The organism is Olivibacter domesticus, assembly GCF_900109575.1.
Classification (GTDB): Bacteria; Bacteroidota; Bacteroidia; order Sphingobacteriales; family Sphingobacteriaceae; genus Olivibacter; species Olivibacter domesticus.
On sequence record NZ_FOAF01000001.1, the window covers coordinates 35,730 to 53,292 of the forward strand.

General features: G+C 42.9%; 10 protein-coding genes. 6 read left to right on the forward strand and 4 right to left on the reverse strand.

Translation table 11 applies throughout. The features are described from left to right. Positions 1-225 precede the first annotated feature (225 nt). From BMY50_RS00155 to BMY50_RS00170, 4 genes are all read left to right on the forward strand, one after another. A complete protein-coding gene (locus BMY50_RS00155) occupies positions 226-837 on the forward strand; it encodes a phage tail protein (protein ID WP_093316298.1) in 612 nt (203 codons plus the stop codon). Positions 838-1,000: 163 nt separating this feature from the next. Then, positions 1,001-2,158, forward strand: coding sequence for an ABC transporter substrate-binding protein (locus tag BMY50_RS00160; protein WP_093316301.1), 1,158 nt, complete (start codon positions 1,001-1,003; stop codon positions 2,156-2,158). A 24-nt stretch (positions 2,159-2,182) separates the two neighbouring features. Beyond that, positions 2,183-9,874, forward strand: coding sequence for an Ig-like domain-containing protein (locus BMY50_RS00165; protein WP_093316304.1), 7,692 nt, complete (start codon positions 2,183-2,185; stop codon positions 9,872-9,874). Between the two features lie 36 nt (positions 9,875-9,910). Then, positions 9,911-10,819, forward strand: a complete 909-nt coding sequence (locus BMY50_RS00170) for a PorP/SprF family type IX secretion system membrane protein (RefSeq protein ID WP_093316306.1) — start codon at positions 9,911-9,913, stop codon at positions 10,817-10,819. Positions 10,820-10,863: 44 nt separating this feature from the next. Here BMY50_RS00170 and BMY50_RS00175 read toward each other — a convergent pair whose 3' ends face one another. The 4 genes from BMY50_RS00175 to BMY50_RS00190 all read right to left on the reverse strand — a co-directional run bounded on the left by BMY50_RS00175 (position 10,864) and on the right by BMY50_RS00190 (position 13,246). Further along, positions 10,864-11,289: a DUF6463 family protein gene (locus tag BMY50_RS00175; RefSeq protein WP_093316308.1), complete on the reverse strand. Its 426-nt coding sequence runs from the start codon at positions 11,287-11,289 to the stop codon at positions 10,864-10,866. 25 nt (positions 11,290-11,314) lie between these two features. Then, positions 11,315-12,241, reverse strand: a complete 927-nt coding sequence (locus BMY50_RS00180; protein WP_093316310.1) for a TIGR01777 family oxidoreductase — start codon at positions 12,239-12,241, stop codon at positions 11,315-11,317. Positions 12,242-12,301: 60 nt separating this feature from the next. Continuing rightward, complete coding sequence (locus tag BMY50_RS00185) at positions 12,302-12,667, reverse strand: hypothetical protein (protein WP_093316313.1); 366 nt, start codon at positions 12,665-12,667, stop codon at positions 12,302-12,304. A gap of 72 nt (positions 12,668-12,739) precedes the next feature. Further along, the gene (locus tag BMY50_RS00190) at positions 12,740-13,246 is read right to left on the reverse strand and encodes a GbsR/MarR family transcriptional regulator (RefSeq protein WP_093316316.1); all 507 of its coding nucleotides are present in this window, start codon (positions 13,244-13,246) and stop codon (positions 12,740-12,742) included. Positions 13,247-13,468: 222 nt separating this feature from the next. Here BMY50_RS00190 and BMY50_RS00195 point away from each other — a divergent pair, with 222 nt between their 5' ends. Next, on the forward strand, positions 13,469-14,341 hold the full coding sequence (locus tag BMY50_RS00195) for an AraC family transcriptional regulator (protein WP_093316320.1): 873 nt from the start codon (positions 13,469-13,471) through the stop codon (positions 14,339-14,341). A 129-nt stretch (positions 14,342-14,470) separates the two neighbouring features. Next, positions 14,471-17,542: a SusC/RagA family TonB-linked outer membrane protein gene (locus BMY50_RS00200; protein WP_093316323.1), complete on the forward strand. Its 3,072-nt coding sequence runs from the start codon at positions 14,471-14,473 to the stop codon at positions 17,540-17,542. Positions 17,543-17,563 lie beyond the last annotated feature (21 nt).

Consider the following 17,563-nt stretch of genomic DNA (forward strand, 5'->3'; position numbering starts at 1 on the left):
TAACCATGTGAAGAACATTGTCATTTGAAATAAAGAAAATGTTTGACCTAAATGTAAAATAGAATTTTAATTGCTATTGGACAATTTTTCTAACCTTAAAACCTATAGCCATTGTGTTTACAAAAGATGCTATAGCTGTGTTAAAACGGTATATGATATTCAATGAATATATAATATAAATAATCTAATAACTATCTATAACGAGTTTTTAATTATAAAATAATTATGGCAACCGAACCTTTCTTAGGAGAAATCATGATTTGGGCTCCTAATTTTGCCCCTAGAGGATGGGCTTTTTGTCAAGGACAACTATTAGCAATTAGTACAAATACAGCACTTTTCTCCTTACTTGGAACTACTTACGGGGGAAACGGTACTACGACTTTTGCTTTGCCAAACTTGCAGGGGCGTACGATAATAGGCCAAGGGCAGAGTCTAGGTGGTTCCAATTATACAATTGGACAAACAGCCGGAACGGAGAATGTCACCTTAACAATAGCTCAAATGCCTATGCATACCCATGTAGCAAATTTTACACCTACATCTGGCAGTGCATCTGTTGGCGTTTCGGCAAATCAAGCGGAAACACATACACCTTCTGCTTCAAATAATATTTTAGGAGCGCCTTATGATCCAAACAATGCAGCGGCTTTGTACGGTTTTATCAATCAAGCAAATGCCGGCACGTTGGTCAACTTAGGCGGTGTATCGGTAACAGGAGGGGGCACTGTAACAGTTGGACCGGCGGGTAATAGCTTACCGGTGAGCGTAATGCAACCCTATCAAGTGTTGAATTTTGCAATTGCATTGCAAGGTGTATTTCCTTCAAGGGATTAACATTCTTGCAAGAAACATGTCAAATCTATCATGCGATTCACTGATAGTTGAATAAAAATCCGAAGAATCCAAAGTGACGTTGATTTTTTAATAGATTTCTGATTCCTCGGAATGATCGATAGATGGTCATTCAATTCTTTTGACATCCTCGTTTTATATTGATATGCAAAAGTTAAAGATCGGTTTTCTGTTTCCTTATTCAGGTATATTCAGGAATCTCCGTAATGATTTCAAACAAGGTGTTTTACTGGCATTTGAGCAAATGATACCAGCTTGTCAGGTGGAAACTGTTGATGAGTTTATCCAAACAGGAGGGCAAACATTTGTTGAAAATGCTTTAAACAAGCTTACCTTATTTGATGCTGTCGACATTGTAATTGGCATTGTTGGTACGAAGGTTACCCAAAATTGCTTAGAGATTATTAATAAACGTCAAGTACCCGTTATCATTGTTAATTTAGGTGGTTTTGTACCCACTTATCAATTTCGCTCTGATTACCTGTTTTATACCAGCCTAGATCTTTGGAAAAGTGAGTGGGTGATGGGTAAATGGGCGCAAAAACAATATGGAGCTAATCCCTGTGTGAGTTTATCCTACTATGAAGCAGGATATAATATGCACGAATGTTATCGCTACGGCTTGCACGCAGCTGGTGCTAAGTCTGTGAAACTCAACTTTATTAAAGGCATGACTGCTTCTCCAGATACCTTACCACTCATCGATCAATTGCAACAGTTAATGCCCAATCATACACATGGGATGTTATCTGGGAAAGAAGGTGAGCAATTTTTGTATCATTATCAGGAAAAGAAAATCATATCTCGTACGGCTTTAAGTGTTAACCCGTTTATGGTCGATGAGAGCTTGGAAACGACTAATCTGTTCGCAGAAAATTTAACCAGTGCTGTCACATGGACCTATCACTTGGAAACTGCTGCTAATCGACTTTTTATAAGCGCTTATGAAAGCAAATTTAACCGACGTCCTATTGCCTACAGCATGCTGGCCTATGAATCTGGTTTATGCGTAGCGATGGCCATAAACGCGCATGAGGGCAGAAGGATATCACAGCATTCGCTTGCCACGGTATTGAAAAATGCAACTTGTTTGGGGCCTCGCGGTGAAATTAACTTAAAAACAACTTCTTTTTGTTCTGATCACCCCGTGTACATCCGTATATCGCAGATCAGTCGTGATACAGGGTTAATAGAAAATAAAATAATTGACCAAGATCCTGGTATTAGCTGGGAGCATCCTGAAATGCTGGAAGCAGCTTATCAAAATGGTTCAGGTTGGCAGAACCCTTATTTATGCGTTTAGACGATAATTTTTAACAAAGTATATATGAAATACTTTTACAACAGAGATTTTTACAACTATTTCATTATTCTCTTTTGGCTTTCTTTATTCAGCCTTACCGTGAAAGCGCAAGCATTAATGCCAGGTGTCTATGATTGGGAGAGTTTTCCGGTAACAGTTCATGCAACAAGTACAAATACAGTGCCAGCCACTTGGGAAATCGGTAATGGTTTTACGGCTGTGACTACTGGGAATGGTAATGGCAGTCAGATTAGGGTGTTGATAGGAAATAGTTTAAGTACAAAGGTACTGCGATATGATGCGCTGGCAGGAGCTCAAGCCATATCCGCTATTTTAAAAAGCACTTCTGGTGCCGATTTTGGTATAAAACAATTTAACATTTGGCCTAGTCAAAACGAAGCGCAGTTACTCGCGATTTATGTGAAAAGAGATGGCGTTACTATCGACACGATACAACCTTATTATCAGCCCACCACACCTATTCATAAAATCACAATAAGCGCAAACGACTATCCATTCTTAGCAAATATAGATGAGCTCGAAATATTTAATTTCAGCGCGGGCATCATGTTAGATGATATAGAAGTTGTGATCAACCAAGCACCCATTGCCATTGATGATGCTGTAACGGTGACAGAAGATATACCTGCCACGGGTAATGTATTAACTAATGATAGTGATCCAGAAGGAAATGCGCTCACGGCTTCATTGGTGACAGCGCCTGTAAACGGCACGGTGGTGTTGAACGCCGATGGCAGTTTCACCTATACACCAAATACGAATTACAATGGCTTAGATAGCCTTATCTATCAGGTATGTGATAATGGCACACCATCTTTATGCGATACGGCTGTGTTGAGATTTACTGTTACAGCAATAAATGAGGCACCCATTGCCGTTGATGATGCTGTAACGGTGACGGAAGATGTGCCAGCAACGGGTAATGTATTAACTAATGATAGTGATCCGGAAGGAAATGCGCTGACAGCTTCGCTGGTGACAGCCCCTGTAAACGGCACGGTGGTGTTGAACGCCGATGGTAGTTTCACTTATACACCGAATGCGAATTACGATGGCTTAGACAGCCTGATCTATCAGGTATGTGACAATGGCATGCCCTCACTTTGTGATACGGCATGGGTACATTTTTCAGTTGAAGCAATAAATGATGATCCTACGTTCGCCGGTTTACCGGTATCCATTACCATTGATGAAGATGAAAGTCCAGCTTATTTGAGGAATGCACTTTCCGACGGAATATTTGCTGATGTTGATGCAAGAAACAATGAGGTTAGTTTAACTTTGCATGTTGATATGGGCGTTATAGTATTCGCAGCCAACGGAGGAATACCGATTACCATCTCTGGAAACGGTTCCTCTACAGCGGTGATCACAGGAACGGCTACAGCTATTGAATCTTATATAAATATTAATTCAAACATAGCTTATCTACCAGAAAAAAATGCAACAGATCCTGTTACAGTTTCTTTATCGGCCAATGACAATGGACATATGGGCACTGGTGGGGGCGGAGATGTGGCTTTAGGGAGTTTTATAATTAACATTAATGCCATAAACGACGCGCCAGAGGGGGTTGATGACGAGGCAGAAGTAGAAGGAGGCACACCGTTAAGCGGCAATGTCCTAACAAACGATAGCGACCCTGAAGGAGATGCCCTCACGGCTTCCCTAGTGACAGCGCCAGTTAATGGTACAGTGGTACTAAATGCCAACGGCAGCTTTACCTATACCCCGAACGCAAATTTTAGTGGCTTAGACAGCTTGATCTATCAGGTATGTGACAATGGTACCCCTTCTTTATGCGACACGGCGACTGTTAGATTTACGGTTACAGCAAATACACCATTACCCTGTGGTTGGGCGATGACGCAAAATTCTGGTACTTCTGGTCCATGTGTTTTATGCAGTGTTACTAATCCTGGGCAAGCTGTTGATGCAGATAAAGATACCTACTCTAGGATACAAATACCAGTGGGACTAAATGCGGGCGAAGTATTCCAGATATTGACGTTCACGACAGTTTCCACTACGAATGAAGTATTCCGGGTTGGATTGAGTGCAGATATGCCTTTGACGGATGCTAACTTACTAAAAGGACTTACATTGACATTCTATAATGGTGACACGCAAGTAGCGCAATACGGTGATGTCACAGCGTTGGATTTGGACGCTGCGAACGGCGAAAATCCTGCTGAGTTGTATGTCGCTCCCGGTGCAGCTTTTGATCGCGTAAGGATCGCACTCGTCGCGGCGAATGCGGACCTTAGGTCCATTCGTATTCACTATGCGCGGATAGCGCCACCAATTGCAGTGTTGGATCAAACGCAGATCGATATTTATGAAGGCGGAACGGCAACTTTTACCGTTCCTGATCCAGTACCAGGACTAACCTATCGGTGGTATTCGGAAAGCAACGATTTGCTCTATACCGGATCGAGTTTTACCACGCCAGTTCTTGCGGATACTACCACGTATTATGTCGAGACAGTGAATGCCGCAGGCTGTGCGTCACGTATTCCCGTAGAAGTACGGATATTGCCTCCGGCTCCGCCAGCGCTGACAACTAGTGCCGGAACAAGCACTTTTACCGAATCGGTTGATGGCAACCCGGTATCGATTGCGATCGACGATGTTTTAACGATAGTCGATCCAGACAATAATACCTTAGTATCCGCCACTGTTATGATAACGGATAATTTTCAGTCCGAAGACATACTGGCTTTTGTGAACGACGGGACCACAATGGGCAATATAACAGGTCTTTATGATGCAACTACGGGCACATTAACACTTACAAGCGCTGGTGGCACAGCTACATTGGCACAATGGCAAGTTGCGCTGCGGTCGGTCACCTACAGCAATGATTCAAGGAATCCCAATACGACCGATCGAACCGTCAGTTTCCAGGCAAATGATGGAACAAATAATAGCAATTTGGCGACAAAGACGGTCGCGGTGGTGGCAGTAAACACGCAACCTAGCGCGGTGGACGATGAGGTGGAGGTACAGGAAGATATGCCAGCGACAGGCAATGTCCTGACCAATGATAGTGACCCAGAGAGTAATGCGCTGACAGCCTCGCTGGTGACGGCCCCGGTGAATGGAACGGTGGTGCTGAATGCCGATGGCAGTTTTACCTATACACCGAATGCGAATTATAATGGATTAGATAGCTTGATCTATCAGGTATGTGATAATGGCATACCTTCTCGATGTGATACGGCTAGGGTAAGATTTACAATCAACGCGATCAACGATGCTCCAGTGGCAGTAGATGACGAGATTATTTTAACTGAAAACACCCCGGCCAGAGGCAATGTCCTGACCAATGATAATGATCCGGAAGGAAATGCGCTGACAGCTTCGCTGGTGACGGCTCCGGTGAATGGAACGGTGGTGCTGAATGCCGATGGTAGCTTTACCTATACACCAACTGCGAATCTTATTGGATTAGACAGCCTACTTTATCAGGTCTGCGATAATGGTACACCTTCCAAGTGCGATACGGCAATAGTACGGTTTGTCATTAATGCCGGAAACCCTCGGATAAATACTGTAAATACAACTACGTCAAATGGTTTGTATAAATTAGGAGATGAAATAAATATAGCACTTGTCTTTAACCAAGTGGTGACTGTTCAGCCATCAGGAGCCACCCCATTGCTCGCATTAAATACAGGCTCATTGAGTAGGGATGCAGACTATGTTTCTGGATCAGGTAGCGACGTGCTAATGTTTAAGTATACGGTGCAAGAGGGAGATACTAGTGCCGACTTGGATTACCTGTCAACCACCGCATTAAAACCAAATGGTGCAAGAATAAGGAACGATGCCTTGCTTGATGCAGAGCTCGCTTTACCTACAGTAGGGGGAGCAAATTCTTTAGCTGGCAAATATGATATCGCTGTTGATGGAATTGCACCGCTCTCCACTTCGGTTGTTGTGCCAAGTAATGGATATTACAGAACAGACGATTCATTGACTTTCACCGTGAATTTTAATGAGCCCGTTGTAGTGGGTAGTACAGGTGCCGGCCCTTATTTGAGTGTGACTATTGGAGAAACTGTCGTGCAGGCACCTTATGTCACAGGATCTGGAACGAATGCGCTTACCTTTACTTATATGGTTCAAAATGGGGATTTAGATTTAGACGGGATTGCTTTGAACGGTTCTACTGGTAATAACGAGACTATCCATGATGCCGCTGGCAACCAAGCCTTTGCTACGTTAAATGGCGTCCCTAGCACAGCAGGAATCTTCGTTAACACCAGACAACCAAGCGTTACGCTTTCTACCACGGCTAACTCACCTGTAAATGGTCCATTTACTGTAACGGCAACCTTCAGCGAGGCTGTCACCGGATTTACACTTGGAGATATAGTAGCGAACAACGCAACGCTTAGTAACTTACAGACTGCCAATAATATCTCCTATTCATTTTTGGTAACACCTTCCGTTGGGGGAACTATACAGGCCGCTATACCGGCTGGTGTAGCCGTTAATATTGGCAATAATGGGAATATTGCTTCCAATATCCTTAGTATCCAATACACGACAACCATCACCGGTGTTACTTTGGAAGACAGCAGTTTTGTCTATGACGGTACGGTGAAGTCGCTGGCCGTAACAGGTACATTGCCCGAGGGTACTACGGTAAGTTATGTAAATAACGAACGTACCAATGTAGGCACACAGGAAGTCACGGCAACCATCAGTGGTGCCAACTATGAAGATCTGGTGCTGAGAGCAAACCTGAGCATTACCAAGGCGGTCATCACTGGTGTTACTTTGGAAGACAGTAGTTACGTGTATGACGGCACGGTGAAGTCTCTGGCAATTAGTGGTACCTTGCCCGAGGGTACCACGGTAAGCTATGTAAATAACGAACGTACAAATGTAGGCAGGCAGGAATTAACGGCCACCGTTAGCGGCGGTAACTATACCGATCTGGTGCTGACAGCAAACCTAAGTATCACTGAAGCTACCATCACAGGTGTTACTTTTGAAGACAGCAGTTTTGTGTATGATGGTTCGGTGAAATCGCTGGCCGTAACAGGTACCTTGCCCGATGGCACAAGTGTAAGCTATGCAAATAACGAACGTACCAATGTAGGCGGGCAGGAAGTCACCGCCACCGTTAGCGGCGGTAACTATACCGATCTGGTGCTGACAGCAAACCTAAGTATCACTGAAGCTACCATCACCGGTGTTACTTTGGAAGACAGCAGTTTTGTGTATGATGGTTCGGTGAAATCGCTGGCCGTAACAGGTACCTTGCCCGATGGCACAAGTGTAAGCTATGCAAATAACGAACGTACCAATGTAGGCACGCAGGAGGTTACAGCCACCATCAGCGGTGCCAATTATACCGATCTGGTACTGAGAGCAAACTTGAGCATTACCAAAGCGACCATCACCGGTGTTACTTTGGAAGACAGCAGTTTTGTATATGACGGCACAGCGAAATCATTGGGAATAGCCGGTACGCTGCCAGCAGGTACCACGGTAAGCTATGTAAATAACGAACGTACCAATGTAGGCGGGCAGGAAGTCACAGCCACCGTTAGCGGTGCTAATTATGAAGACCTGGTGTTAACAGCAGACCTGAGCATTACCAAGGCGATCATCACTGGTGTTACTTTGGAAGACAGTAGTTTCGTTTACGACGGTACAGCAAAGTCATTGACAATAGCCGGTACGCTACTAGCAGGTACCGCGGTAAGCTATGCGAACAACAGCCGCACGGATGTGGGTACGCAGGAAGTCACAGCCACCGTTAGCGGTGCCAACTATACCGATCTGGTGCTGACAGCAAACTTGAGCATTACCAAAGCGACCATCACCGGTGTTACTTTGGAAGATAGTAGTTTTGTATATGATGGAACGGCGAAATCGCTGGCAATTAGTGGTACCTTGCCCGATGGCACAAGTGTAAGCTATGCAAATAACGAACGTACCAATATAGGCACGCAGGAAGTCACAGCCACCGTTAGCGGTGCTAATTATAAAGACCTGGTGCTGACAGCAAACTTGAGCATTACCAAAGCGACCATCACCGGTGTTACTTTGGAAGACAGTAGTTTTGTGTATGACGGTACGGTGAAGTCTCTGGCAATTAGTGGTACCTTGCCCGAGGGTACCACGGTAAGCTATGCAAATAACGAACGTACCAATGTAGGCGGGCAGGAAGTCACAGCCACCATCAGTGGTGGCAACTATGCCGATCTGGTGCTGACAGCAAACTTGAGCATTACCAAAGCTACCATCACCGGTGTTACTTTGGAAGATAGTAGTTTTGTATATGATGGAACGGCGAAATCGCTGGCCGTAACAGGAACTTTGCCCGATGGCACAAGTGTAAGCTATGCAAATAACGAACGTACCAATATAGGCACGCAGGAAGTCACAGCCACCGTTAGCGGTGCTAATTATAAAGACCTGGTGCTGAGAGCAAACCTGAGCATTACCAAGGCGGTCATCACTGGTGTTACTTTGGAAGACAGCAGTTTTGTGTATGACGGCACGGTGAAGTCGCTGGCCGTAACAGGTACCTTGCCCGAGGGTACCACGGTAAGTTATGTAAATAACGAACGTACCAATGTAGGCGGGCAGGAAGTCACAGCCACCGTTAGCGGTGCTAATTATAAAGACCTGGTGCTGACAGCAAACTTGAGCATTGCCAAAGCGACCATCACCGGTGTTACTTTGGAAGATAGTAGTTTTGTATATGACGGTACGGCAAAGTCATTATCGATTGACGGCACCTTGCCCGAGGGTACCACGGTCAATTACGATAACAATAGCCGCACGGATGTCGGTACGCAGGAAGTAACAGCTACTGTTAGCGGAGAAAATTATACTCAATTAATTCTAAAGGCTAACTTAAACGTAAGGCCTGTTGAGCGTAGTATCGATTTTGCAGCATTGCCTGAGAAGACCTATGGTGATAGTGATTTTGACGCCCATGCCACGACAAATAGTGGGGAGTTAATCAGTTACAGCAGCAGCAACACGGGTGTAGCGACAATTAGTGCCGGTGGCCGCATTCATATCATAGGGGCCGGTGAAACAATCATTACAGCTACTGTTCCAGAAAACGTTAACTATAATAATAAACCAACCGTAAGCAGGAAACTAATTGTGAAAAAGGCTGCTCAAGAAATCAGCTTCGCTGAGCTAGGTGAAGTAGCCCGTGATGCTGGAAGTGTACCGTTAGTGGTAAGTGCTAGTAGCTCATTGGCTGTAAAGTTAGAAGTGAATGATCCACAGGTAGCGACCATTTCTGGCACTAACCTTACGATACTTCGTTTGGGTACGGTAACTGTAACGGCTTACCAAGATGGAGATGCCAATTACGAGGCCGCAAGTCCGGTGAGCATCACAGTACGTGTTAAGGATGACGTAGAAGAGCTTCCTATAAGAGTGCATAAAGCACTTTCTCCAAATGGTGATGGTATTAATGAGTTCTTGATGATTGAAGGTATCAAAGATTATCCAGATAATAAGCTTACGATTGTAGATCGGAATGGGATGACCATCATAGAGATGGAAGGATACAACAACGAAGATAAGGTATTCCGTGGTTTTGGCCCTGGAAATAATCCGATTCCAACGGGCACCTATTATTACTTGCTAGAAGTGAAGATTGATGGGAGCTGGAAATATAAGAAGGGTTATTTCGTAGTGCGTTACTAGATGTCTGCAAAAAAGACAGTAAAGAATTGAATAAAAATGAGATATATAAAATCTATATCAGTTATTGCAGGTCTGCTGTTGGTTGTTTTCATAGCAAACGCCCAACAAGCATTGACCTATAACCAATATGCAAATCAACCAACTGCACTGAATCCAACAGCAAGTTTGCTGCGGCCAGATGGTGAGGTAGCATTGCTCGGTCGTAAACAATGGGTGGGACTGGAGGGAGCTCCAACTACTTATTGGATGACAGCCCATCTACCTTGGCGACAATTCGGCGCTACAGTTGGTATCAATGTACGGCATGAGAGCTTAGCGATTGAAGATGCTACAGAATTGAGCGCCTTCTTAGCCAAGTCGATTCGGATTTCAGAGAGTGAGTATCTAGCAATGTCCATGAGCTTGGGGATTAGCCTTTACAATGGTAATTTTAGTCAGGTCGATCCGCAAGATCCTGCATTTCGTTCAGATATTCGAGAGAGCACCGCACTGATGGGTTTTGGCGTGTTGCTTTACCGCCCGGATGTTTATTATGCCGGCTTTTCAATGCCGCGTTTGGCTCTTTCCGATTTGGGATCTGGTGGCCAGGTGAATCGACAATATAACTTCAGCAATCAATATCATGCGATGGGTGGAGTTGTGCTCCGTTTGGACGAAAGCTTTGATGTAAAGCCAGCCTTCCTTGCAAGCTATGTTCCGGGAGTTCCACTGCAAGCCGATTTGTCAGCCGTGGTATACGCAGAGAAAACTTTCGGTTTGGGAATCAATGCGCGGACTAACAATGACTTATCAGCTATGGCTGAAATCATGATCGGACCATTAAAGGCCGGTTATAGTTATCAGTTTAACTCGAACGATAATCCTTTAAAGCGGAGGATTGACAATGCCACTCATGAAATTGGCATAAGTTACCGGCTTGGAAATAGAAAAGCAGGACTGTTATAGGCGTTCAAAACAGTAAGATATTTAAAACACAAGCGTAAGGCCAGCTACTTTTTGTGCGCCATAATTAGCATTACCGCCGGTATTAATCCCAGTGGGAAACCGCTTGGTTCCAATATGATACTGCATATAAGTACCCACAGTAGCAAACTCCATCCCAAATAGCGAGGGAGTCGATCCCTCATTTGAGCTGCACGTGTAATCAGTAATCCCAACAGTAACAGGGGAATCATAAAACTACCTGGTAACGCCCAAAATTCAAAATTTAATTCGAAAGCAGCGAGCGTTTCAGGATCCACATGATCCCAAAGAGCGCCGGATATCCATGCACCCCAGCTATGGTAACTAACTACACTCCAGAAAACAAAGTGTAATAAACAGATACTCACAAGCATCCACCCAGCCCATTTGTACAAGCGAGCAGCTTTAGCCGTTAAGGGCTCTTGCTGTGAAAATAATGCCTGGTTATTCATATGTTAATTTTTATTATAGTTTAAACTAAACCCTCATGCTCAAAATATCTTTAACCGCATATTCAACTTTAGGAAAAGAGAAGGTAAAACCACTGGCAAGCAAATGTCGAGGTAGTACCCATCGGCTTTTTAAAATAAGCTCTGTTTCCGTAGCTATTAGCCAGGCACCAAGTTCGAGCAACCAAGTGGGAGAGGGGAGGCCAAAAGGAATACCATATGCTTTTCTCAATGTGCTCATCAGTACTTTATTTCTAACGGGTTCTGGCGCAGTGCAGTTAATGACCCCTTCAAGTTCTTGATGTTGCATAATCCATTCAGTAGATCTGGCAGCGTCTTGCTCATGTATCCAAGAGACGTATTGCTGGCCGTCTCCCTGTTTTCCACCTAAACCACATTTAACAAGGTTTAACAATCGAGGAAAAACTGATTCCTGTTTGCCTAGCACAATTCCCATTCGCAAAGCCACCTTTCTGGTATTAGGGGTATTTATTTCAAAAAAGGAACTTTCCCATTTCTGACAAACATTTATAGAAAAACCATAACCGATCTCCCCAGTGTCTTCATCCTGGGGTCGATCTTCCGCATGTCGGTAAATTGTTGCAGATGTAATATTTATCCAAATCTTTGGAGGATTTTCCATTGCGGCAATGGCCTTACCAAGCAATTCGGTCGGAACCGTTCTAGAGCTGATAATCTCTTCCTGATTTTTCTTCGTGTACCGACAATTAACATTTTTGCCGCACAGATTTATCAGCATATCTGCTGTATCAAGACAATTCTTCCAGGCTCCTTCTGTTTTTCCATCCCAATTCACTGTTTTTACATTCCCCTCATCTGCTCTATTCTGTCTACTTAGTATGATTATTTCTTCAGTAATTGGCCTATAATATGCTGCTAAAACGCTGCCAAGGTAACCGTTACCTCCAGCAAGAACTATTTTTTTGTATTTCATTTTTATTATATAGAAAAGACGTCAAAAAGAATCAAATGATTTATAGTACATTATAAATTATTAATGGGCTTGTTTAGTATGCTGCTGTGCTCTATTACGCAGTTTGAAAAAAATCGTAAGATTTAAGAAATGCATTCCGCCAAGGATGAGAATGATCCAACCGATTTTATGACTCAGTACTTCTACTACAACCTGGATATTGGGAATAGTTCCGGCTTCTTTCAAGGCTAAAGTCATGTATCCAATATTTATTAAGTAGAATCCTACTACCAATAGCTTATTTACACTATCTGCTAATTCCGTATTACCGCGGAAAATGTCTACCAAGAAAATTCGGCCATTTTTAAATAAAACGTTTGCAACCCAAATCGTTAATGCTACGCTAACTAGAAAATATACAATGTAAGTTAAAATAAAGTAGTTCATGATTTTAATGTTTTATTATTTATGTTTATTGAATTTTCAGTAAAAAATGAAAGTTTATGTTAAAAAAATATTCTACTTGAATATTTTAAAGATCGTGCCCCAAAACCAATTCTCTTCTGCTTTTAGCATCGTATCTAATGTTTTATCTACATTTTTGGCTAACTTATTTATATCAGTTACCGATTTATTAAATGTTTTGTATTCAGCATTATTTTTATTTCCCTCAACCTTTGATAGTTCATCCAGTATTTTCAAAACTGGGTCTAATTCTCTTTTCCTCCGTTCTTTAGCAACTTGGCGCGCAATATTCCAAGTGTCTTTATCTGCGTAAAAATATTCTTTCCGCTCGCCTGCCTTATGCTGTTTTTCTACAAGACCCCAACTAATTAGGTCTCTCAAAGTCATATTGGCATTTCCTCTGGAAATGCTTAGGGATTCCATGATTTCTTCGGTTGTCAGCGGTTCTGGGGATATGAGTAGTAAAGCATGTACTTGGGCCATGGTGCGATTTATACCCCATTCTGATCCCAACTTACCCCATGCTTCGATGAATTTTCGTTTTGCTTCTGCTAGTTCCATGGCTCAAAAGTATTAATATTTATTAAACTTTCAAAATATTTTGAAAGTTTAATAAATATAATGGTAAAAAATAATGCTATTGCTTACAGTCGATTGGTACTGGAAAAATAAAAAATGCCCCTGCTCGTAGTAGATTTTTGAAGAGAGGATATATCTTTGGCAAAGAGTTATCGCTAACTTTTTTAAGAAGTTCCCAATTAAAAACCAAATTGTAAATAAGTTATGAGAGCGCAGTTACTTAGCATGCAATTAAAATCTATTCAATCTTTCAGTGTACGTAGAGATCAGGAACCTACTGTTAACAATTGGTGGCACTTTCATCCTGAGTTTGAACTTATCTGTATCATACAGGGTACAGGCACCTTATTGATCGAAGACCGAGCAGTACCTTTTTACGATGGCGATGTTTTTATTATTGGTCCAAATCAGGCTCACTATTGTCGTTTCGATGATGTATTCTTTATTGGAGATAATTGTCAACAAGTTGATGTAAAGGTAGTCCATTTCAAAGAAGAACTATTTGGCGCCAAATTCATGAATTTGCCCGAAAATGCGAAGCTAAAGTCTCTTTTGAAGCAATCGGAAAAGGGAATCAAGTTGACAGGTGCCAAAGGGCAGTTAGTGGGGAGGATGATGGCTACGGTTCTAAAATCCGAAGGGGGCCTTCAGTTGCTTAGATTAATTCGGATCCTGCTGGAAATTGCCGGTGAAAAGATAGAGTTTCTTACCAATATGGAGCCAAGCGGCAGTTTGGCTTTTTATCAAGCAGAGCGTTGGAAACATATACATGAATATGTTCAGCAACACTTTAAAGAAGATATAAAAGTTTGCGACGTGGCATCGATCGCAAATTTAGGTGTAAGTTCCTTTTGCCGTTTTTTTAAATCACTTACAGGTCAGACATTCACCCATTTTGTCATTAATATGCGAATCCAGGAAGCTTGTAAGCTATTGAAAGAAAACTCAATGAATATTAAGCAAGTCTGTTTTGAATCTGGATTCAGAAATTTTACAAGCTTCCATAAATATTTTAAAGCAATAGCCGGTATGAGCCCGCTTGCCTTTCGACAAGAGGCTGTTAAGGCGACCAACTAGTAAGGTATTTTGCTATTTATGCAAAATACGCTTAATAAGATATCAATCTGAGGTAACTACTGTGATGCTCGTTCCTCTAATTTTGGGTGTATAAACTTAATATAACCAATAAAACTAAATCACAGTAGGATGAATAGAATTCTTAAATTCATGATCCTTGGATGTATCATGGTATACGCCTTGGCGTCTCAGGCCCAACAAGGGACCGAAATCCGGGGAATTGTGAAGGATGAAAGCGGAGCACCCATTTCAGGTGTGACCGTGACGATCCGCAAAACAGCTCGAACAGTTGCTACAGATGCCCAGGGCCGGTTTACAATTGAAGCTTCCCCTTCAGACATATTGCTATTCTCTTCCATTGGATATGTAAAACTCGAAGAGACGATCGGTAACCGTAAGGTTGTGGAAGTGCGTTTAGTGACAGAAAATGCGGCTTTAGATGAAGTAGTCGTGGTTGGCTATGGTACACAGCGGAAATCCGACCTCACTGGTTCTGTCGGCACCGTGAAGGCCGATGCCTTGCAGGAACGGCCGACATCTTCATTGAGTCAAGGTTTGTCAGGTCGTATAACTGGCGTAAACGTATCATCTAATTCCGGCAGACCAGGGGGGAGAGCAAATATCCGAATACGCGGTGCAAGCTCAATCAGCGTAAGTAACGATCCACTATATGTGATTGATGGGGTAATTCTTAATACAGCTGGTCTTCAAAATGGGAGTACACCGATCGATTATCTCAACCCCAACGACATCGCTTCCATCGAAGTATTGAAAGATGCTTCGTCAACAGCTATTTATGGTGCTCGCGGTGCCAATGGAGTCATTATGGTGACAACAAAAAGAGGAACGTCTGATGGCGGTAAAGTGAACTACGATCCGGATTTCAGCATAGGTGTGGCACCTAAACTGTTACCGGTGCTCAATGCAAAAGAATTCTTGGCAGTAGAAGAAATCGCCTATGCAAATGCTGCTAAATATGATCCTGTAGGGTGGGCTACAGGAACCAAATATGTGGATCCCCGTACAAAAAGAACAAACCCGCTACTTTTCGATGAACAGGGAAACCCCTTGTATGATACCGATTGGCAAAAAGAAGCCTTTCGAAAAGCCTTTACACAAAATCATCAGTTGAGTTTTACCAACGGAAATGAAAAGGGAAGTTACGGTGCCTTTCTGAATTACCGTAATGAAAATGGCATCGTATATGGATCACAGCAAAAGAGATATGCAGGTCGATTTGTTTTTGATAGTGATATTAAATCTTGGTTAAAAGTAGGAGGGTCGCTGGGCTACACCGATCAGGATGACAAACAAATAGACCAGTTAGGTGGCGGTGGCATCACCATGATTCGCCAGGTGCTGGAAGCCCTACCGATCATACCAGTAAGATACGCTGATGGTTCCTGGGCTAGCAATAGAGATTATCCGGGAATGGAAGGAGGAGACAACCCCATCCGTGTTGCAGATGAGCGTTTGTATTTTTTGCGTACACAGACCATGCTCGGTAATATGTATGCAAATATCCGACTGAGCGACGATTTAGAATTTAGATCTACAATAGGGACCAACATCATCAATCAGCGGACGGATTATTTTGCGGCAGCAGGCTTGCAGTATATTTCCAATAATGGTGACGCATCTGTTACCAATAACAAGTTTACTTCATGGCAGTTTGAAAATTACCTGACTTATAAAAAGACATTTGCCGATATACACTCCTTCAATGCTATGGCAGGGATATCATGGCAGCATGTTAATCGCTTCGAGAATATCGCAAGGTCGCAAGGCTTTACTGATACCTATTTTGAGTTCAATAACTTAGGAGCGGGGGCCACGGCACTTACTCCGAGCTCATTTGCGAATGCTTACGGACTCAATTCGTACTTTTCCCGTTTAAATTATGCATTTCGTGACAAGTACTTACTTACCTTCACTGGGCGTATCGATGGTTCATCTAAATTCGGAGAGGCTAATCGATATGCTTTTTTTCCTTCGGCGGCCTTCGCTTGGAAAGTTTCCGATGAGAACTTCATGCGGAACCAATCTCTTATTTCAAACCTGAAATTTCGTGCAAGCTATGGTGCTACTGGAAATTCCGAGATTCCGGAATACCGTGCCTTGGCAGGAATGAGTAGTTATGATGTCATCTTTGATGGATCCCGTCAGGTGGGAATAGGTGTTGGCCGTATGTCTAATGAAGCACTGAAATGGGAGAAAACACATCAGGTAGACATGGGCTTGGAAGTGGGATTATTCGCTAACCGAATAAGTATGGAGCTCGATCTTTATCGCCGAAAAGTCAACGATATGTTGTTAGATTCACCGCTGCCGAACAGTAGCGGATATACCAGTATATACTCCAATATCGGCAGTATGGAAAATAAAGGAGTCGAGTTTGCGCTTAATACTACTAACCTGGAGCTAAATAATTTCTCATGGAATACCACCTTTAGCATTTCCATAAACAAAAATGAGGTATTGGCACTTTCAGGTGGAAGCGATATCTATTCCGGAGCAACCGTGATCCGGGTAGGAGAGCCGGTTGGATCGTTCTTTGGAAGGAAACACCTAGGCACTTGGTCTACCGCTGAAACAGAAGAAGCCAAAAAATATAATATGCTGCCGGGTGATGTTAAGTATTTAGATTTGAATAGTGACGGTGTTATCAATGACCTCGATCGCACAATCATTGGCCAGTCTATCCCAGACGGTTTTGGTACCTTTCTTAATACCTTTAAATATAAAGCATGGTCGTTAACGGTCGATCTCCAATTTATGTATGGAAATAGTGTGTTGGATCGGAGTATCCATTCGGCAGAAGACCGACAGGGTATTGCAAACAGCTATAAAACGGTATTGAATGCGTGGACTGAAACCAATCAAAATACACCCATAGCACAGATACGGCCTATCAATGCTTATTACACCACCAATAACGATAGCCACAAAGTAACAAATGCCTCCTTTATTAGGGGTAGAAACCTGCTTTTGGCCTATATATTTCCAGCAAGTATTTCCTCCAAGCTGAAACTGGAACGCTTAAGGATATATGGATCGGTACAGAATTTTTTTGTGGCAACCAAATACAAAGGATATGATCCAGAGGTTTCCAATTCCGGTGCACCATTTGATCAAGGACTTGGGCTGTACGATTATCCACGGCCACGGGTATTTATGATCGGTGTAAATATCGGATTATAATTAATGGCAATTCAAAATTAC

What these genes read in the sequence shown, in the direction of transcription:
- BMY50_RS00155 (WP_093316298.1), top strand. Translation starts at nt 226, where the DNA reads ATGGCAACCGAACCTTTCTTAGGAGAAATCATGATTTGGGCTCCTAAT.
- BMY50_RS00160 (WP_093316301.1), top strand. Translation starts at nt 1,001, where the DNA reads ATGCAAAAGTTAAAGATCGGTTTTCTGTTTCCTTATTCAGGTATATTC.
- BMY50_RS00165 (WP_093316304.1), top strand. Translation starts at nt 2,183, where the DNA reads ATGAAATACTTTTACAACAGAGATTTTTACAACTATTTCATTATTCTC.
- BMY50_RS00170 (WP_093316306.1), top strand. Translation starts at nt 9,911, where the DNA reads ATGAGATATATAAAATCTATATCAGTTATTGCAGGTCTGCTGTTGGTT.
- BMY50_RS00175 (WP_093316308.1), bottom strand. Translation starts at nt 11,289, where the DNA reads ATGAATAACCAGGCATTATTTTCACAGCAAGAGCCCTTAACGGCTAAA.
- BMY50_RS00180 (WP_093316310.1), bottom strand. Translation starts at nt 12,241, where the DNA reads ATGAAATACAAAAAAATAGTTCTTGCTGGAGGTAACGGTTACCTTGGC.
- BMY50_RS00185 (WP_093316313.1), bottom strand. Translation starts at nt 12,667, where the DNA reads ATGAACTACTTTATTTTAACTTACATTGTATATTTTCTAGTTAGCGTA.
- BMY50_RS00190 (WP_093316316.1), bottom strand. Translation starts at nt 13,246, where the DNA reads ATGGAACTAGCAGAAGCAAAACGAAAATTCATCGAAGCATGGGGTAAG.
- BMY50_RS00195 (WP_093316320.1), top strand. Translation starts at nt 13,469, where the DNA reads ATGAGAGCGCAGTTACTTAGCATGCAATTAAAATCTATTCAATCTTTC.
- BMY50_RS00200 (WP_093316323.1), top strand. Translation starts at nt 14,471, where the DNA reads ATGAATAGAATTCTTAAATTCATGATCCTTGGATGTATCATGGTATAC.